The sequence below is a fragment of the Paenibacillus sp. FSL K6-3182 genome (assembly GCF_037976325.1).
In the GTDB taxonomy this organism is placed as follows: Bacteria; Bacillota; Bacilli; order Paenibacillales; family Paenibacillaceae; genus Pristimantibacillus.
This window is the reverse complement of record NZ_CP150265.1, coordinates 7,220,009-7,237,821: the sequence shown is the minus strand read 5'-3', so window position 1 is coordinate 7,237,821 and position 17,813 is coordinate 7,220,009. Positions and strand designations below refer to the sequence as shown.

The window sequence follows — 17,813 nt, the reverse complement described above, 5'->3', positions numbered from 1 at the left end:
AATGTATCACAGCGCAACAAATCAATATTGCTTATAATGAAACACTTATCGTAAAAGAACTGGATTTGTAGATTCCGCGTGGACAGATTACCTCGGTTATTGGTCCCAATGGATGAGCAAAACAACCGTACGAAATGCAGTCGGTCGGCTGCTCAAGACAAAGCATGGCACGATTTATCTGAATGGTGCTCATATCCACACATTGTCCATCAAGGAAGTCGCCAAGCAGATGCCGAGATTATGCTGGAACCACGAACGGGGCGACCGGTGTATGTGACGTACGAGCTATTGCGCGATAAGCGTAGAGAACAAGGAGCGGATCAAGGAGCAGATCAAGCATTCCTAAAAGCTAAGGAACAGAAGGAGGCGATTGCCACATGAAAATCGCATGGCGTGTCCTGCTGGGCGCCCGGAAATACTGGTTACAGTTAGGCATTGGATTTGCCGTTGTCTTAATGGCTACAATCGCAGGGTTTTATTTGCCCTGGGCGCTCCGCTCGTTGACACAATTGGCGATGGAAGGCAGCAGTCAGTTTGCCTCAGAAGCGCTGACGATTGGTCTGTTGCTGCTTGGAGCCACCTGTCTGCAAGCCATTGGAACATCACTGGCAGGTTATATGAATCATTATGCCGCACTTCATTATGTGGCGGATTTAAGAACAAGATTGTATAGCAAATATCAGCAGATGAGCTTGCGCTATTTCCATCGAAGCCGGACGGGTGACTTAACCGGGCGCGTTGTTAATGATGCGATGGAAGCGGAAATTTTCATTGCCCATGCCATTCCTGAATTTATAATCAACGTACTGATTTTTATCGGAGTAGGCATCCTGCTCTTGACGATCAATGTGAAGCTGGCACTGATTAGTCTAATTACGATTCCGTTGCTGCTTGCGATCACGATATGGCAAAGCAAGCGCTTGTCGCCATTGTGGGGAGAGAATTCCAAGGCGCGGGGAGAAATTGCTGGCAAGGTGCAGGAAAACTTGTCGGGCATGAAGGAAATTCAAATTTTCAATCGTCAGGAGGAGGAGCGGGGCAACGTTTCTCGTCTGGCTATAAAAAATACGAAGGCCTATTTGCGCGCCAGTCTGTTCTACGAAACCTCAGTACCGTTGTTGGCATTTGTGACCGCGCTGGGTACCGTGTTTGTTGTGATACTGGGCGGCAGATTGATGGCAACAGGCGAGGTAAGCATTGCTGATATCATCGGATTCATCGCCTACCTGGGTATGTTTTATCAACCGGTAAAGTCCTTTTCCGGCTTGGTAGAAATGGGAGGGCGAGCCGCCGCTGGCCTTAAACGGGTATATGATGTGCTGGAAGAAGAGGAAGACATACAGGAGAAGCGAAACGCAGTTCGTTTGCCGCGTGTACAAGGACAAATCTCCTTTCAAGATGTCTCATTCGCTTATCAAGATGGTGCGCCTGTACTAGAGAGGCTGAACCTCACCATTGAACCCGGGAAGACCGTGGCGCTTGTAGGCACAACCGGCGTAGGAAAATCGACATTGGCCAGTCTCGTTAACCGTTTCTATGATCCGAAGGCCGGTTTGATTCGAGTAGATGGCATCGATATTCGCGATGTGACGCTCCCCAGCCTACGAGACAATATCTCAATGGTGCTGCAGGATACCTTCTTGTTTGATGGCTCGGTGTATGACAATATCGCTTATGGCTGGAAGGATGCGACCCAGAAGGATGTGATTAATGCAGCGAAAGCGGCTAAAGCGCATGATTTTATAGCACAGATGGAGCAAGGCTACAATACGGTCATTGGTGAACGCGGTGTGCGTCTCTCCGGAGGGCAGAAACAACGGCTCTCGATAGCACGGGCGATTCTACGCGATGCACCGATCCTCATTCTGGATGAAGCGACATCGGCGCTTGATACCAAGACCGAGCAAGAGATCCAGCAGGCGCTTGACGACATATCCAAGAATCGCACAACACTTGTGATTGCCCATCGGCTATCGACGATCCGTCATGCCGACCAGATCGTTGTGCTGGAGGGCACAGAGATTGCCGAATTGGGCACGCATGAGGAACTGCTGCGAAGCGGCGGCATTTATGCACGATTGTATGCAGCGCAAGCCTCTTGAACGTAATTTGGTGCTAACAGTTGTATAGACATATTCATGTCCCTCCCTGGAGCGTTCGCTCCGTTCATTTGTCAATGGTAGGGAGCAGGGCTTGATAAAAACATGAAAACCCGCAAAAAACTTTGATTTTACAAGGCTTTTTGCGGGTTTTCTTTCTTCTTCTTAGATTTATCTTCTGCTGTCAATTATAGAAAAAAATAAACTGATTGTTATTCCTGCAGCACTCACCCATGTTATAAACTTTTTTGATCAATCGTTATATTCATGAAAAATAGGGCGAACCCAAGCAGACATTTGCTGCTCGGATTCGCCCTATTAGTTATTTATAATACGTTCAAATGAGGAATAACAAGACCGCCATAGGCGAATGCGATAACGATGACAATGGCAGGATGGATTTTGCGGAACTGCATCGCCCAGAAGGCGACCGCTGCAATAATGAGCGATTGCACAATTCCAATCGATTCGATAGAGCTTTCAGCCATTTGCCATGTAAGAAGCAGCATCATTATGGCAACTACAGGCTGTACAAGCAGTGTCATTCCTTTGACTACAGGCGATTGACGATGCTTCTGCAGCACCTTAAGAAGTAGAATGAGCGCAACAGCGGATGGAACAATCGTTGCAGCTAATGCGACAATTAAGCCGATCCAGCCGCCGACATCGTAGCCGACAAAGGCAGCAATTTTAGTCGCAATCGGACCTGGGAGTGCATTGCCAAGCGCCAGTATGTTTGAGAATTCTACTGGGGTCGTCCACTGATGATTCGTTACAATCTCCCTGTACATAAGCGGAATGGAGGCTGGTCCGCCCCCGTAGCCAAGCACATTAGCGATAAAAAATCCGATAATTAAATTAATCCATTCCACGCGTTACGCCCTCCTTCTGCTGGCTGCTTCGGAGCTGCTTCTGCTTTTTTTTGCGCTGAAGGGCTGCAACTGTTTTTAGATGAAAAGCACCGTAAACAAGAAATAAAAGAATGACGATAGCAGGATGAATATGAATGCCTTGCAGCAGTCCAAATGCTAATGCAAAAAAACCAAAGCCGACGTATTTGCCAAGTCCTTTGACGGCACGTTCTCCGAATTCATAGGCCATCATGCCAAGCATAACAGCGATGACGGGCGTTACCGCACCGATCATACCTTGTATGAAGGCTGCGCTGCTGAGGAATTGAACCGTCGTTAATAGAAGAATCATCGCAACAGCAGAAGGAATGATATGGGCGAGAACAGACACGATAGCGCCGAGAGTACCTTTTTCGCGATACCCTAAATAGGCGGCTATCTTTGTTGCAATCGGACCTGGCAATGCATTCGCAAGCGCAAGAATTTCGCCAAATTCCTCATCTTCAATCCATTTATAGTTCGAAACTGCCTCATATCGAATTAGCGGGATAACGGACGGGCCGCCCCCGTAGCCAAGAATACCTGTCTTCATCATCGCCCATGAAAGCTGCATGTAGCGGTTATTCATTATTTTGCCAGCCATCATCTACAGCCTCATTCCCATTCGACTCTTGTAACGATTAATTAACACCTGACAATCGACGCTCATAATGCCGGGCAGTGTGTAAAGCTTATCTTTGAGAAAATGCTCCATCTCCTGATTGTTGCGAAACAGACCATGCATATGCAGTTTACTCGGTCCAGTCATATGGTAGAGGCTGGTGACAAACGGCTCAGTCGAAAGCTGATCAGCAACGGCGTGCAGATGCTTAGGCTCTACCTCTACATTGAAAAAAGCCGATACATTAATGCCGATTCGCTCAGGGTTAATGACGGCCGTGAATCGTTCGATTACGCCGCCATCCATCAACGCATTAATCCGGGATTGGACAGCTACTCGCGACAATCCAATCTCCTTCGCTAAGTCTGTGTAAGATATTCTTCCATTAATATTGAGCTCAGCAATGATTTTACGATCAATATCATCAATTTCCATTATTTTTGGTTCATCAAAAAGCTTTTCTTGCACTTGTTCATCAGCTCCTATTTTATTTCACTATTTTGCAAGGTGTCTTGTAATACCTATTTTTAATTACCATATGTATAAATATATACACATCATCATTCGTTTTCAACACAATTAATAAAATGAAGTTACATTTTTATTGCCTATCATTCTCTGAGGTGGTATTTTAAAAGAATACACAATGTTATATTATCTAACATATAAATAAGTGAATTGCGAGTTTGATTAGAGTTATATCCATTTTTAGGGGTGGTAGATATGAATCAATCGGTCATCGGAACCAAAACTATGGTTGTCAGCCCTCATTATTTAGCTACTGCAGCTGGCGCTCGCATGCTTGCGCAAGGTGGGAATGCTTATGATGCAGCTGTCGCTGTGAGCGCATGTCTTGCCGTCGTTTATCCGCATATGACAAGCCTTGGAGGAGACTCCTTCTGGCTCGGCTATCATCATAGTGAAGGGAAGGTGCGCGGCTATAATGCCAGCGGCCGATCTGGTTATAAAGCTAGTATTAGTGCTTACGATGGCTTGGCGGCGATTCCGAATCGGGGCATTGGCAGTATCGTAACGGTGCCCGGCATGGTAGACGGCTGGGATGCGGTTCACCGAGAGTATGGCAGATTGGACTGGGCGCAGGTGCTGGCACCCGCTATTGATTACGCCGCGAATGGCTTCCCCATGTCGAATGATCAATATCAAAATACGGTTCATAATGAAATCGTTCTTGCAAGAACACTCGAAACAGCAGATATATACTTGCCAAACGGGCAGGTGGTTAAGGTTGGCGAGCGATTTAAGCAGCCTGCGCTTGCGAAGACGCTGCGCCGTTTAGCTGAATTTGGGCGCGATGAATTTTATAAAGGCGAAACCGCAAAGGAAATGACGAGTTTTTTGGGCAAACAAAATGGTCTGCTTGCTGCAGATGATTTTGCGGATCATCATGGCGACTGGGTGCTCCCGATTGAGGGCACTTACCGAGGGTATACGCTTCATCAGATGCCTCCCAATTCACAAGGCTTCTCCGCTATTATGGCGCTTCAAATACTAGAGCAGTTTAAGCTCGGTGAAATTGAACATGGCTCCCATAATTATTATCATCTATGCGTCGAGGCATTAAAGCTAAGCTTCCGTGACCGGAACAAATATTTATCAGACCCTGTATTTACAAACATACCGCTTGAGCGGCTATTGGATAAAAACTATGCGGCAGCGCTTGCTGCTTCAATTGAGTTAAATCATGCTTCATGCGAGAAATCAGAGGTGCTGGGCAGCGATACCGCCTATGCAGCAGTTGTGGATGAGGAAGGGAATTCCGTCTCCTTCATTCAAAGCTTGTACTTCGAGTTTGGATCGGGCATCGTAGCGGGCAATACGGGTGTTTTATTGCAAAACCGCGGCTCGTTTTTCTCGCTTGATCCGAATCATGTGAACAGTCTGAAGCCAGCTAAAAGGACATTTCACACCTTAATGCCAGCGATGGCATGTCGTGATGGCAAACCTGCTGTGCTGTATGGCACGCAAGGCGGCGAGGGCCAGCCGCAGACGCAAACGGCGATATTTACCCGGATGATTGATTATGGCATGGATCCTCAGCAAGCGATCAATGAACCTAGATGGGTATGGGGCCGAACGTGGGGAGAGCCAACGCAGGAGCTGAAAATAGAAGGACGTGTTTCTGCAGACGTACTAGCATCGCTGGCGCAGGCAGGTCACTCGGTAAAGAAAGTGAAGGACTTCGACGGCATTGTGGGCCATGCTCATGCGATTATGCGAGATGAACAAGGATTACTGCAAGGCGGATCGGATCCGCGCTGCGATGGCGCAGCAATGGGATGGTAAAGAGGAGGCGGGGATCTTGATGAAGCAAAGCTGGAATGCGTATGCGACGGAACAGCTTGAGATAGAGCCTTTAGCTGAAGGTGTCTTAAGCGGTAAAACGTATGCGGCAAAAGATGTATTCGATATTGCTGGACATATCTCTGGTGCAGGCAATCCCGATTGGCTGCGAACACATGACGAGGCGGATAAGCACGCTTCGGTCATAAATCGGCTGCTTAGAAACGGAGCGACATTAAAAGGAACGACCATTACGGATGAATTGATGTACAGCATCAACGGGGAAAATGCTCATTATGGAACCCCGGTGAATCCTAAAGCATTTGGTCGCATACCCGGAGGCTCCTCCAGCGGATCAGCTGTTGCGGTGTCGGCAGGATTAGCAGATTTCGCTATAGGTACGGATACGGGAGGCTCCATTCGAGTGCCATCCGCCTATTGTGGAATTTATGGAATACGGCCTACGCATGGTGCAGTGGATACGAATGGGCTTATACCGCTGGCGCCTAGCTTCGATACGGTAGGCTGGATGGCCCGAGATGCGCAGACACTGCTTCAAGTGGGCAGTGTACTGCTTGATGAACAAGGGAGCAGTAAGCAGACATTCACGCGAATGGTGTTTGCGAAGGATGTATGGGCATTGACGGATGAGCACACATCTACAGCTTTGTCGCAATATTTTCCAATGCTGCATGATCTAGCCCGAAGGCATGAACAAGCCATCATTGCGCCAAACGGGCTGCGAGAATGGGTGAATGCTTTTCGTATCATTCAAGGATTAGAGATTTGGCGTGAGCATCGGGACTGGATATTGCGCGAGCAGCCTGCCTTCGGACCGGGCATAGCGGAGCGGTTTGCTTGGGCGAGCACGCTGCGGGAAGAGGATAGTGGTACAGCTTTCACCATTCGGGATGAAGCGCGGGCGCTTATGGATGAATGGCTTGGAGAGGATACGGTGCTCGTTGTGCCGACCGTGCCTGCGATAGCGCCGCTGCTCGGATTATCGGGCTCGGAGGTTGAGCGGCGTCGTGCTCAAACGCTCGAAATGAGCTGTTTAGCAGGGCTGGCAGGGCTGCCGCAGGTTACGGTTCCGATTGCAGGCGAGCTGGGCTGTCCAATTGGCCTCTCCTTCATTGCGGGAAGAAGCCAGGATATGAGGCTGTTAAAATGGGTGGCTGATCACGTCTCGACACGAATAAAGCCATTAAGTTAAAGAAAAGGAGCTGCTGGCAATGAAAATATCAACAGTAAAAAGGAATGGCAAGGAGCTCGCTGCGATACCAAGTGCAAAGGGCCTTGTTCTTATAGAAACGATTAATGAGGCGGAGAATGCCAGCTGGAGTACAGAGCTATTCGAGCTTAATCGTTTGGGCGAGCTGGGTCTTTTAACAGAATGGTACGAAGGAGCAGGGAAAGAAAAGTTGAAGCGATTGCCGGCGATTCCTTATGAGGAGGTACAGTATGCTCCGCTATACCGTCACCCTCGCAAAATTTGGGGTATCGGCATGAACTACGTAAAGGATGCGGCAGAATTAGCGTTGGCGGACCCAAATGAAGAGCCAGTCAGCTTCATCAAGCCGGATACGACGATTATCGGCCCGCTTGATGCGATTCAAATTCCAGAAGGAGTTGGGAAAATTACAGCAGAAGCTGAACTCGGCATTATTATCGGAAAAACCTGCAAAAATATATCAGAAGCTGAAGTATACGACGTCATTGCCGGGTATACGACGACAATTGATGTTACGGCAGCTGATATTCATGCTAGACATCAGAGGTTTTTATCGAGGGCCAAAAGCTTCGATACCTTTTTCAGCTTCGGGCCGGAGTTTATTACGAAGGATGAGATTCCTGATTTGCTAGAGCTGAATGTGGAAACCGTAATTAATGGCGAGGTCGCACATCGCAATAAGGTATTCAATATGAAGTTTCGCCCTTTTGCAGCTGTTGCTTTTCACTCCAAAGTGATGACGCTGCTGCCGGGCGACATTATGATGACAGGAACACCAGGTGCTGTCGTTATTCGCGGCGGAGATATAGTAGGCTGCCATATCGATGGTTTCGAGCCGCTGCTGAATACTGTTCAATTTTAAGCTTGCTCAGAGAATGAAAAACTGCTATATATAAGTAAGTAAATAAAAACTTGTTTGGAGGAGAAACGATGATCGATGTATTCCCCGCGGCATCGCGGCATTCGGCGGATCTAGGCTGGCTGCGCAGCCACCCAAGCTTCTCTTTCGGAGCTTATCATGATCCGAATCGAACAGGCTTTAGTGTGATGCGTGTGTGCAATGACGATTATTTGGCTCCGGAAAAAGGTTTTGGCGCGCATCCACATAGCGACATGGAAATCGTATCTATCGTATTGAATGGTCGCATTAGACATGAGGATAACATGGGCAACTCTGTCGTTTCCTCGTTTGGCGAGGTGCAACGGATGTCAGCTGGCACGGGCGTTATCCACACGGAATTTAACGCATCTGAAGATCAAGAGCTGCGTTTGCTCCAGCTGTGGTTCATGCCGCAGGAACGAGGTATGAAACCATCCTATGAAGCGAGCCGATTCGATGTAGACAAGCTGCATAATGCACTGCTTCCTGTCGTTTCAAATCAGGTTTTGGAACAGGCTGCCTCCATAAATCAGAATATGACGATTTATCTGAGCAAGCTGGAGCAAGGAAAACAGCTTGAATACGTTGTTGAACCGGGACGGAAGCAATTTATATATATTATTGAAGGTAAACTGTCGGTTCACGGCGAAACGCTCTTTACCGGTGATGAGGCACAAATTGAGGCAGCTGAGGAGCTTACACTCACCGCTGCGGCTCCAGCCTTTTTTATGCTGATCGATTTGCCTTAGGCTTTCGAAGTAAGTTTGCTATCGCAAACTTTTAGGAGGGATAAAAATGAAACAAACGTTTCTTGTTAAACATGCGGTGGGTGGACGGATGTTTATTGATTCGAATAAGCTGGAAGTGCCCTATACGCTTGTTCCACAGGGGGAAGGCTGGCGATTCACGGTTTCTGTGCCATGGAGCGAAAGTATTGAAGAGCTGCTTGCACATAAAGCTGAGCTGAACGTGTTTGTTTTCCAAGAGTTTGACGATCAGCCGACGCTAAAAACGTGGTATTACGTCAAAGACGGTCCAGTGGAATATAACGCTGACGAGAACAGTCTCACAATTGTAGCGGATTCTCATATTGCCTATTACCCTCACGAGTATTCGGTTTAAAAGCGCGAGGCAATCATGTGCAATTATCAATTCGCTGTACACATAGGCCAGTCAGACATGGTTTCACATGTAGGGCTGGTTTTTTATTTGTGTCTATACATGTCGGAGTTGTCCAACTGCTGAAAGAGATGACCTTCTCTGCAAAACAAGAAAGGTGCTGCCACCCTGCGGCGACAGCACCCGATCGAAGCCTTATTCAATCATTTATTTATTGGTGCTGTGCTGCTTATTTACAAGTCTCTCTGCAGGGTTGCCGTTGCCGTTTCTTCTTTTGTTGAGTTCGGCTTTACGCTGCGTAGCCTGTACCTTTTGGACAAACTCACTTGTGCTTTCCAATTGTATTTCCTCCTCGTTTTTTTGGCATTCTTTCCAACTTCCTTAATTAGAATATCCAACATTTTAAAAAACTGGCGTTAGCGTCATTTATTTTGAGAAAATCGATTGATTGCAGCATTGGGCTCCCTTATGATACCGATATATACTACTATGTTGATGCAGTCATTCACGTTTAACTATACAGGGAGGCTTTAAATTCGAATGCACTTCAATTGATCGTACGAGCGGAGCGAGAATAATCATGTTTAGAGTCATAGCGAGGGCGCAAATGAAAGTAGGCTTCGAGATGGAAGCCATCGAAGCGGCGAAACAGTCAAATGCTGTACAGCATCTAATAGAGCAAGGGGAGATTATGACGGTTGGCTGCTTCCAATGGGAGCGAAATGTATTCATTTATTGTGAATGCATCGAACGAGTGCTTGAACCTGAAGAGCTGCTTCCAGAGATGGCTGTTTTTTTGGAGAATTGGCCTGGACAGTCAGCTGCGCGAAAATGGATTCCGATGATTGATGTCTTCCATTTCAACGAGCCAGCCAGCTGTGATCATTGGCTTCGCAAAGAAGCAGTTGAACGTCGTGTTGGAAGAGTGGCGCACTTAAAGCCGGAAATGGCAGCAAGCTATATTTATTTTCATTATCAGCTCCAAGAGGAGCGGGCTTTCCATGGGCCGAAGTATGAAATCATTGCGATGCATGAGAATTTGCTGTTTGGTTATCAGGAATTTCCTGCCGTCGTCGAGGAACCCATATTGCCAGGGAAGCTTAGTACGACAGGGACTCCTGCCAATTGGAGCGATTCTAGAATGGATCTTCATTTTCAACCTTGGGAGGATGGGCATTTGTATTTCAAACCGATTGAGCAGCTGTTTGTGCATTACTGCCACTCTCCAAAAAAAAGGCGCTAAAATATAGGCTGATATTTGCCTTTATTGGACGAAATATGGTACAATAAAATCAATTGCAAGTTTGAAGCAAATATTCACAATACACTGCTGTTTATAAATGATAACTGCCCCTTACTCTAAGTTCGAGGCAGTTTTTCCTTTTTTATCGCGAAGGGGGCTGACCATATGTACAATCGTAAAAAACCGCTTGAAGAAATTCCGGAAGAAAACACGAAGGTATGGACATGCGAGACGGAAGGGTGCAACAGTTGGATGCGCGATAACTTTGCGTTTGATCACGTTCCTACTTGTTTAATCTGCCATGAACCAATGGTCAGTGGCGAGAAGATGCTGCCCGCGCTCAATAACTCCAATAGTGACATGAAGACGTTGAAGAAGGGTACACCGATTATGTAGGTGTCTTTCTTAGACAAAGAGAAGCTGAGTTTTGCTCGGTTGGTTAACGCCAATTGAACGAAGCTCAGCTTTTTTTTGCCTTTGAATCAATTTATGGAGCTGACTTAACCCTTATGCGAAAGTAGGTTTCCGCTAACTATCCCCGCTGTAATGGTGTTTCCTATAGTCGTTGGGAGAGCAGTTTGTACGTTTCTTGAAGACACGGCTAAAATATTTCTCATCCTGAAAGCCTACCAGCTCTGCAACCTGAGCGATCTTTAACTGCCCGTTCGCTAAAAGCTCCTTTGCCCGCTTGATCCTTACCTCCGCAATAAAATCGGATAAATTGCCATTCGTCTCCTGCTTGAATTTGCGCGAAATGTATTCTCTGCTTAAATAAAAGCGATCGGATATATCCTGCAGCGTGATCTCCTCGTGAGGATGCTGTTCAATATAGGCAGCGATGTCCTCAATGACACTGCGTTCCTTGTCATGTTCAGCCAAACGCAAGGAAACATCACACGTTTCTATAAAAACGCCCTGTTTCCACTGCTCGTAATCAAAAAAACCATTGGCATCCAAGGATAAGAGTGCCTGATCCTCAATTAATTCTGATTTGCTTCCACTTTTGTTTTTGTCGCTTTTGTATTCCCATATAGACTTGGCGAATTCGAATTGCTGACGCCAGTTCATTAGCTGCTCTTGCGAGATGAATCCTGCTTGATCAAGTGAATCGAACCAAGGCTTTAAAGCGCGGCGGATTTGTTCTTTGTTGCCGCTTTGCACAGCAAATTTTATTTTTTCTTCGTGCTCGCTAAAGAGCAAAAGCGTGTTTTTGTGCTGATGGACAGCTGCTTCAAAAGTATGGCAATACGAATCGTTAACGAGCAAATTCCGGCGCAAAAGCGCATGCTTCGCTTGTTGATAAGCGGTGGCTGCTGATGAAGGAAAGGCTGCAGCATGCCCGAGTCCAAAATGAAACCGCGTCTTCAATATCACAAATATCGCATCGTTCATTTCTTTGATTAGCGCAGGCGCCAACTCTCCATCTCCCCAAAACAGCAGCAATAGCTCCTGTTCCTGTCCGCGGTGGCGAAGCGCGAAGCCGATTTCTTTTTCCTTTAGAAATTCATTGCAAATATTCGTCAAGGAGAACAGCAGCAAATCGAGTCCTGAGGCAAATTTTTCTCTAATGAACGGAGAAGCAAGCTCTAGCTTGACCAGCGCTACACGTGCACGAGATATAGGTTTCGTAATCCCTAATTCCAGTCTGAGCGTATCAGCAAAATTAGAGTAGGAGCCGGGTTCATTGATCATTGCTGAAAAATATTGCTCCAAGTACATCGGTTTAAGCTGATTAAGCTCGATATTCATCCTCGTCTTGCGGCATCGCTCCTGCTCCTCCGCGGTATAGCAGCTCACTGCTTTCGCTAATGCACTAACGAGCTGCTCAGCATCAATGGGCTTCAAAATATAATCAATTCCGCCGTATTTGACCGCATGGCGAACGAGGCTAAAGTCGTCATGGCCGCTAATGACGATGATTTTGCTGGAGGGCGCATGCTCAGCCGCCCATTGTAGCAGCTCCGAGCCATTCATATTAGGCATCATCATATCGGTGAAAATAATTTCTGGCCGTTCCGTGCGAATTAAAGCAGTAGCGGCGATACCGTCTTGTGCCTCAAGCAGTGTATCGATGCCGTAATCATCCCAAGGGACGAGCAGCCGTATCGCTTCCCTCACATGCTTCTCATCGTCAATGATTAATGCCTTCATCGTTCATTCTCCTTTGCGAGCGGAATATGAATCGTAACGGAAAAGCCATGCGGCTTCACGTGACGCAGCTCCATAGCAGCCGTTTTGTTAAAATGCAGGCGCAGACGCGAAAGCACGTTAGGCAGGCCAATGCCGCCCTCTTCTTGATCATTCGTTTGCCCGGTGCCGATTGGAGGCATTTTCTCCAGTTGAAGCCGCACCTCTTGAAGCCGATCTTCGGACACGCCGCAGCCATTATCTTGAACCGTAATCGAAAGCCATCCCCCTTGTTTATCCAAAACGCTGGTAATCAGAAGCTCCGAAGGCTCCTCCGATGATTGCACAAACCCATGCTTAAAAAAGTTTTCGAGCAGCGGCTGCAGAATCATTTTTGGAACGAGTATTTGCCTTGTCTGCTCATCAATTAGCAGCTGCACATGGAGAGCTGTGTCAAAACGCTGTTTCTGCAGATCAAGATAGGCCTGAACATAATCGAGCTCCCGGCGCAGCTCCACGACCGAATCCATGGCGTTCATGTGATAGCGCATCATTTTTCCAAGAGACGTAATGAGTGAGTACGCTTTGGTGTCGCCGTGCTGCAGTGAAACGGTACCGATCGATTGCAGCGCATTATAGAGAAAGTGTGGATTTACCTGAGCTTGCAGCGCTTTCAGCTCATTGGTTTTATTGGCAATCTCAAGCCGATATTCGGTCAAAATGAGATTGTTGATGGTCTGCATCATTGAGCGGAACCGCCTTGCGAGCAGGCCGATTTCATCATTGCTGTGTATGTCGATCGATACATTCAAATTGCCCGTCTCAATCTTGTTCACGTAACCGATTAAGCGAAGCAGTGGCTTCGTAAACCGAATTGAAATGAACAAAGTGGCTAATACGACAATGGCTAGAAAAGCGATTCCGACTGCCGTGTTAATACGGGCAATCCGATCGGCAGCGCTGAAGAGATGCTTGTAGGGCGTCTGTTTAATTAAATACCAGTCCATGTAAGGCGTCTTAATTCGATCATAAAAAATCATGCCCTTGAACGATTCCTCTTTCCAGTCAAAATGGCCGCTGTCTTGCCCGGAGCCCAAAATCGTCCCCAGCCAGCTCTGTTTAGCAGACGTACCGATTTCGTTTTTATCTGAAGAAAGCACGATTTGACCATTCGAATCCGCAATATAGAAGCTTTCCTCGCCGCCGTCATAGAGCTGGCGATTTAAATCCTCTAATACATTCAATCTTACATCGATAGACAATTCAGCAAGCAGCTCATCACTTGGGGCGAGGAAGATCGGACGATGGAGCGTAAATACCATTTCCTCGCTTGCCGAAGATTTGAGATCAACGAGTCCGTAATTATGGCTCATATGCGTAGGCTCTATATAAGCTTTCTTAAAGGTTTGTGGAATGGGGACATTGTTTCGCCCAACCTTAATGTCGTCATTCCATAGTAGATACGTTGCGTTTTGGTTGACCGCATAAAGCCTTACTTTATGAAACTCACTGACGCTTTGATACATGTTGTACAAATGATCCTTCAGCAGGTTGCGATTGCGAATGACGTCGGTAATATCGTTCGGGAATACCTCATCCTCCATGCTGTGCTCCAAAATATAGTACAAGGAGCGCGGAACGTTCATTGCGTTGTAGACAGCGAGCGACTTCTGATTGATGTTGTTCATGTAGTTCATAATGTTGGTTTTCCCGAGCGACAGCAGTCGATTGTTGCGAGCAATCGCATCCTCTGTAATCGATTTGGTTGTCGCATTATAAGAGATAATCATCGAGGTTGCAATCGGCAAAATCGTAGCTGCGAGCAGCAAAAGCATGAGCTTTTTGCGAATCGTGTTAAATGGCTTAATCGTATTCATGATCACAATCGCCCGCTTTCTGTCTAAGTCACTCTTGCATAAACACAGTAACCGATCCTGCTGCGGATGGTCAATATAGTCCACCTACCTTATCATCATCCTCTGTGGTTTGATGGGGGACTCGGTTTTATACTGTGAATATCAACAGATACATTGACACATAGGGAAGAGAAAGGGGACGAGAATGATGTCCAAAAAAATCAAGTGGAACGAATGGATACAGCAAACGGTATTTGTTGGACCGGGACTCATTGCCTTTATATTGATTGTGCTTGCGCCATTCGTGATGGGTTTTTACTACACCTTTACGGAGTGGAACGGGATGGACCTCGGCAACGCCAAATGGGTAGGAATGAAAAATATAGTTAAGATTTTCTCGGACGATGAGCGTTTTTGGAATGCATTCTGGTTTACGACTAAGTTTACGGCTGCCGCGGTTATCGTCACCAATCTGCTGGCATTTCTGTTATCTCTGCTGCTTACGCGAAACCTGAAGAGCCGTAACATTTTGCGAACCGTATTTTTTTTGCCTAACGTAATCGGGGGACTGCTGCTCGGCTACATTTGGTATTTTATATTCGTAAGGGGCTTTCGTGCTATCGGCGAAGCGACGGGCTTCGGATTCTTTAACCTTCAGTGGCTAGGTACTCCGAATACTGCCTTCTGGGGCATCGTTATCGTATTCGTATGGCAGACGGCAGGGTATATGATGATTATTTATATCGCAGCTATGATCAGTGTGCCGAAGGATTTAATCGAGGCCGCCAAAATCGACGGGGCAGGAGCTTGGCAAATGCTGCGTTCAGTCACCGTGCCGCTTATTATGCCAGCCATTACGATCTGCTTGTTCCTTACGACATCAAACTCATTCAAAATGTTCGATTTGAACCTGTCGCTCACCGCTGGCGGTCCTGGCAATGCAACGGAGTCGATCGCGCTAAACGTTTACCGCGAGGGGCTGGTTAACAACCGTTATGGACTTGGAACAGCGAAAGCGATGATATTCTTCTTCGGCGTAGCTTTAATTACAGTCACGCAGGTATGGTTCACGAAGAAGAAGGAGGTGGAGGCGTAATGGAAAACAAACAGCGCTATACACCTCTCATTTTATTGCTCGAAATTATAGGTATCGCGGCTGCGCTCATTTTCTTGGCACCGTTCTACTTTTTGATCATCAACTCGTTCAAGGAGCTCAAATTTATTTTGCTCAACGCCGCTTCGCTGCCGGAGAAGCTGGGGCTGGACAACTTCAAGCGCGCATGGGTTGCTATCGATTTTCCGACGGTGTTTCTGAATTCGTTTATGGTGACCTCGATTAGCGTCCTTATGCTTGTCATCGTCAGCTCCATGATGGCTTACCGCTTGGTTAGGCGTCCGACGACCTTTAATAAAATATTGCTGACGGTGCTTATTGCTGCCATGATCATTCCGTTCCAATCGGTTATGCTGCCGCTGATGCGCATTACGTCGATGTTCGAATTGCGCGGACATTTGTATGGTATCGTTATATGCTATATGGGCTTCGGCATTTCCTTATCGATGTTTCTGTATCATGGGTTCATTAAATCTGTTCCGCTAGAGGTAGAGGAAGCGGCGGTTGTGGATGGCTGCTCACCTTATGGCGTGTTCTGGCGTATCGTGTTTCCGCTGCTGAAGCCGATCACGGTAACGGTCATTATTTTGAACGTGCTGTGGATTTGGAATGATTATTTGCTGCCAGTGCTCGTTATAAATGATAAGCTGACTACGATTCCGCTCGCCGTGCAAAAGTTTTTTGGCCAATATTTGCGCAAGTGGGATCTCGCAATGGCTGCACTCACGCTGAGTACGATTCCGATTATTTTGTTTTTTTTATTTTTGCAAAAGCACATTATTGAAGGAATTACAGCCGGTTCAGTTAAAGGTTAACGATAAAAAGTTTTATTATGGAAGTTATCAACATTTTACACCTAGAAGTACAATATATTCGGTGTTGTGCCACGTTGTTGCACAATTATAATGACGATGTAAGCGATACAAAAACGAAATGATATATAAAATTTGCGGGAGGTCATATGATGAAAAAAGTTTCCTTACTTATGCTAGCTGCTATTATGCTCATCGTTCTGGCAAGCGGCTGTGGAAGCAACAACGGTAACAGCGGGAAAGCAACAAATGCACCAAAAGAAACTGAAAAAAATAGTGGAACAGAAGCGACGGCAGCGCCGAAGAAGGACGTTACCATTAAAGTGTTTCAATTCAAGGTAGAGATAGCTGATGCACTTGCCAAAATGGCTGCTGAATACGAGAAGGAAACCGGCGTAAAAGTGGAAATTGAGACACACGGCGGCGGGGAAGACTACAGCGCATTGCTGAAAGCAGAGCTGGCAGCCGGCGAGGAGCCGGAAATTTTCAACTCAAGCGGCTGGGCAGGCTTCGATCCTTACGTGGACCGTGCGACGGACTTGACTGGCGAGGCTTGGGCGAAGGATTTGGTTGAAGCATCGAAAGCGCAAATTACGCGTGACGGCAAGCTGCTTGGCATGCCGATGAACCTTGAAGCTTATGGCTTCACCTACAATAAGGATCTATTTGCAAAAGCAGGCATCACCGACCTGCCGCAAACGCTGGAGGATCTAGAAGCAGCAGCCAAAAAGCTGAAGGATGCTGGCATCATTCCATTCGCGCTTACTTCGGAGTGGTGGTCGATGGGCATTCATACGCTAAATATCGCATTCGCTAACCAAGCTGATCCTGCGGCATTTATCGAAGATGTGAAAGCAGGCAAAGTGAAGCTGAAAGATGATCCGATCATGAAGCAGTGGATTCGCCTAGTGGACATTATGTTTGCGAATGGTCAAGACAATGCGCTGACAACGGATTACAATACGCAGGTAGCGGAGTTCGCAGCAGGCAAATATGCCATGATTCAGCACGGCAACTGGATTCAAGGCATGATTGATGAAATTGATCCAGCGCTTAACCTTGGCATGATGGCTGTCCCTCTTCAAGGCAAGCCTAACGTATTTACCGGTGTACCGAACAACTGGATCGTTAACAGCAAATCCGACCAAGTGGAAGAAGCGAAAGCCTTCTTGAACTGGATGGTTACTTCGGAAACAGGCAAAAAATTCATTTCAACCGATTTCAAATTTGTACCGGCATTGTCCTCCATCGAGCCGAACCCAGAAGCGGTAGGCAAAATCGGCGGCGACTTCGCAACCTTCGCGAATGCTAATCCTGAGCAAGTGAAAAGCTGGAACTGGGATCGTTTCCCAGACGGCATTACACAGCAATGGGGTGCAGCAATGCAAGAATACCTCGGCAAGCAAATTACTAGCGATCAATTGCTTGAAAAATTCGATAAAGCGGTACAGGATATTGTGAAAAAATAATATCCTGAGCAATCAGAAGATAATGATGCTCCCGTATCTTCTATAATAGA

General features: G+C 46.8%; 18 protein-coding genes. 12 read left to right on the top strand and 6 right to left on the bottom strand.

What is annotated here, in order from left to right; genetic code table 11:
• Positions 1-78: 78 nt before the first annotated feature.
• Positions 79-381, top strand: coding sequence for a hypothetical protein (locus MHH56_RS31630; protein WP_339205484.1), 303 nt, complete (start codon positions 79-81; stop codon positions 379-381).
• On the top strand, positions 378-2,102 hold the full coding sequence (locus tag MHH56_RS31625; RefSeq protein WP_339205483.1) for an ABC transporter ATP-binding protein: 1,725 nt from the start codon (positions 378-380) through the stop codon (positions 2,100-2,102). The genes MHH56_RS31630 and MHH56_RS31625 overlap by 4 nt, the downstream gene beginning before the upstream one ends.
• 323 nt (positions 2,103-2,425) lie before the next feature.
• Here the strand turns inward: MHH56_RS31625 and MHH56_RS31620 are convergent, their stop codons facing one another.
• The 3 genes from MHH56_RS31620 to MHH56_RS31610 are packed head-to-tail and all read right to left on the bottom strand — an operon-like array spanning position 2,426 to position 4,046.
• The gene (locus MHH56_RS31620; RefSeq protein ID WP_339205482.1) at positions 2,426-2,971 is read right to left on the bottom strand and encodes a chromate transporter; all 546 of its coding nucleotides are present in this window, start codon (positions 2,969-2,971) and stop codon (positions 2,426-2,428) included.
• Positions 2,958-3,578, bottom strand: coding sequence for a chromate transporter (locus MHH56_RS31615; protein ID WP_339205481.1), 621 nt, complete (start codon positions 3,576-3,578; stop codon positions 2,958-2,960). Before MHH56_RS31615 ends, MHH56_RS31620 begins: the two co-directional genes overlap by 14 nt.
• Positions 3,579-3,596: 18 nt before the next feature.
• Positions 3,597-4,046, bottom strand: a complete 450-nt coding sequence (locus tag MHH56_RS31610; protein WP_339209783.1) for an Lrp/AsnC family transcriptional regulator — start codon at positions 4,044-4,046, stop codon at positions 3,597-3,599.
• A 288-nt stretch (positions 4,047-4,334) separates the two neighbouring features.
• Here MHH56_RS31610 and ggt point away from each other — a divergent pair, with 288 nt between their 5' ends.
• The 5 genes from ggt (at position 4,335) to MHH56_RS31585 (ending at position 9,145) form a co-directional block, all read left to right on the top strand.
• The gene (gene ggt, locus MHH56_RS31605) at positions 4,335-5,915 is read left to right on the top strand and encodes a gamma-glutamyltransferase (RefSeq protein ID WP_339205480.1); all 1,581 of its coding nucleotides are present in this window, start codon (positions 4,335-4,337) and stop codon (positions 5,913-5,915) included.
• A gap of 19 nt (positions 5,916-5,934) precedes the next feature.
• Positions 5,935-7,125: an amidase gene (locus tag MHH56_RS31600; protein WP_339209782.1), complete on the top strand. Its 1,191-nt coding sequence runs from the start codon at positions 5,935-5,937 to the stop codon at positions 7,123-7,125.
• A 19-nt stretch (positions 7,126-7,144) separates the two neighbouring features.
• A complete protein-coding gene (locus MHH56_RS31595; protein ID WP_339205479.1) occupies positions 7,145-8,005 on the top strand; it encodes a fumarylacetoacetate hydrolase family protein in 861 nt (286 codons plus the stop codon).
• A 68-nt stretch (positions 8,006-8,073) separates the two neighbouring features.
• Positions 8,074-8,772 (top strand): pirin family protein, encoded by a 699-nt coding sequence (locus MHH56_RS31590; protein ID WP_339205478.1) that lies wholly within the window; start codon positions 8,074-8,076, stop codon positions 8,770-8,772.
• A 46-nt stretch (positions 8,773-8,818) separates the two neighbouring features.
• Positions 8,819-9,145 carry a hypothetical protein gene (locus MHH56_RS31585; protein WP_339205476.1) on the top strand — a complete coding sequence of 109 codons (327 nt, stop codon included), beginning with the start codon at positions 8,819-8,821 and terminating at the stop codon, positions 9,143-9,145.
• A 204-nt stretch (positions 9,146-9,349) separates the two neighbouring features.
• On the opposite strand, the gene MHH56_RS31580 is transcribed toward MHH56_RS31585, so the two are convergent.
• Positions 9,350-9,481, bottom strand: coding sequence for a DUF4023 domain-containing protein (locus MHH56_RS31580; protein ID WP_076266332.1), 132 nt, complete (start codon positions 9,479-9,481; stop codon positions 9,350-9,352).
• A 241-nt stretch (positions 9,482-9,722) separates the two neighbouring features.
• Here MHH56_RS31580 and MHH56_RS31575 point away from each other — a divergent pair, with 241 nt between their 5' ends.
• Together MHH56_RS31575 and MHH56_RS31570 are read left to right on the top strand one after the other, a co-directional pair.
• Positions 9,723-10,385 carry a hypothetical protein gene (locus MHH56_RS31575; RefSeq protein ID WP_339205475.1) on the top strand — a complete coding sequence of 221 codons (663 nt, stop codon included), beginning with the start codon at positions 9,723-9,725 and terminating at the stop codon, positions 10,383-10,385.
• Between the two features lie 165 nt (positions 10,386-10,550).
• Positions 10,551-10,781, top strand: a complete 231-nt coding sequence (locus tag MHH56_RS31570; protein ID WP_053373644.1) for a cold-shock protein — start codon at positions 10,551-10,553, stop codon at positions 10,779-10,781.
• Between the two features lie 132 nt (positions 10,782-10,913).
• On the opposite strand, the gene MHH56_RS31565 is transcribed toward MHH56_RS31570, so the two are convergent.
• Both MHH56_RS31565 and MHH56_RS31560 read right to left on the bottom strand, forming a co-directional pair.
• Positions 10,914-12,536 (bottom strand): response regulator, encoded by a 1,623-nt coding sequence (locus MHH56_RS31565; RefSeq protein WP_339205474.1) that lies wholly within the window; start codon positions 12,534-12,536, stop codon positions 10,914-10,916.
• Positions 12,533-14,389, bottom strand: a complete 1,857-nt coding sequence (locus MHH56_RS31560; protein ID WP_339205473.1) for a sensor histidine kinase — start codon at positions 14,387-14,389, stop codon at positions 12,533-12,535. Before MHH56_RS31560 ends, MHH56_RS31565 begins: the two co-directional genes overlap by 4 nt.
• Positions 14,390-14,576: 187 nt before the next feature.
• Here MHH56_RS31560 and MHH56_RS31555 point away from each other — a divergent pair, with 187 nt between their 5' ends.
• The 3 genes from MHH56_RS31555 to MHH56_RS31545 all read left to right on the top strand — a co-directional run bounded on the left by MHH56_RS31555 (position 14,577) and on the right by MHH56_RS31545 (position 17,763).
• On the top strand, positions 14,577-15,464 hold the full coding sequence (locus MHH56_RS31555; RefSeq protein ID WP_076266328.1) for a sugar ABC transporter permease: 888 nt from the start codon (positions 14,577-14,579) through the stop codon (positions 15,462-15,464).
• Positions 15,464-16,297 (top strand): carbohydrate ABC transporter permease, encoded by an 834-nt coding sequence (locus MHH56_RS31550; protein ID WP_076266327.1) that lies wholly within the window; start codon positions 15,464-15,466, stop codon positions 16,295-16,297. Before MHH56_RS31555 ends, MHH56_RS31550 begins: the two co-directional genes overlap by 1 nt.
• 146 nt (positions 16,298-16,443) lie before the next feature.
• Positions 16,444-17,763 carry an ABC transporter substrate-binding protein gene (locus MHH56_RS31545; protein WP_339205472.1) on the top strand — a complete coding sequence of 440 codons (1,320 nt, stop codon included), beginning with the start codon at positions 16,444-16,446 and terminating at the stop codon, positions 17,761-17,763.
• The last annotated feature ends 50 nt before the right edge of the window (positions 17,764-17,813 follow it).

Bases quoted from the DNA above. Each gene is read 5' to 3' on its own strand.
- MHH56_RS31590 (WP_339205478.1), top strand. From the start codon at position 8,074: ATGATCGATGTATTCCCCGCGGCATCGCGGCATTCGGCGGATCTAGGC.
- MHH56_RS31610 (WP_339209783.1), bottom strand. From the start codon at position 4,046: ATGGAAATTGATGATATTGATCGTAAAATCATTGCTGAGCTCAATATT.
- MHH56_RS31595 (WP_339205479.1), top strand. From the start codon at position 7,145: ATGAAAATATCAACAGTAAAAAGGAATGGCAAGGAGCTCGCTGCGATA.
- ggt (WP_339205480.1), top strand. From the start codon at position 4,335: ATGAATCAATCGGTCATCGGAACCAAAACTATGGTTGTCAGCCCTCAT.
- MHH56_RS31570 (WP_053373644.1), top strand. From the start codon at position 10,551: ATGTACAATCGTAAAAAACCGCTTGAAGAAATTCCGGAAGAAAACACG.
- MHH56_RS31545 (WP_339205472.1), top strand. From the start codon at position 16,444: ATGATGAAAAAAGTTTCCTTACTTATGCTAGCTGCTATTATGCTCATC.
- MHH56_RS31615 (WP_339205481.1), bottom strand. From the start codon at position 3,578: ATGAATAACCGCTACATGCAGCTTTCATGGGCGATGATGAAGACAGGT.
- MHH56_RS31550 (WP_076266327.1), top strand. From the start codon at position 15,464: ATGGAAAACAAACAGCGCTATACACCTCTCATTTTATTGCTCGAAATT.
- MHH56_RS31565 (WP_339205474.1), bottom strand. From the start codon at position 12,536: ATGAAGGCATTAATCATTGACGATGAGAAGCATGTGAGGGAAGCGATA.
- MHH56_RS31575 (WP_339205475.1), top strand. From the start codon at position 9,723: ATGTTTAGAGTCATAGCGAGGGCGCAAATGAAAGTAGGCTTCGAGATG.
- MHH56_RS31585 (WP_339205476.1), top strand. From the start codon at position 8,819: ATGAAACAAACGTTTCTTGTTAAACATGCGGTGGGTGGACGGATGTTT.
- MHH56_RS31600 (WP_339209782.1), top strand. From the start codon at position 5,935: ATGAAGCAAAGCTGGAATGCGTATGCGACGGAACAGCTTGAGATAGAG.
- MHH56_RS31625 (WP_339205483.1), top strand. From the start codon at position 378: ATGAAAATCGCATGGCGTGTCCTGCTGGGCGCCCGGAAATACTGGTTA.
- MHH56_RS31560 (WP_339205473.1), bottom strand. From the start codon at position 14,389: ATGAATACGATTAAGCCATTTAACACGATTCGCAAAAAGCTCATGCTT.
- MHH56_RS31555 (WP_076266328.1), top strand. From the start codon at position 14,577: ATGTCCAAAAAAATCAAGTGGAACGAATGGATACAGCAAACGGTATTT.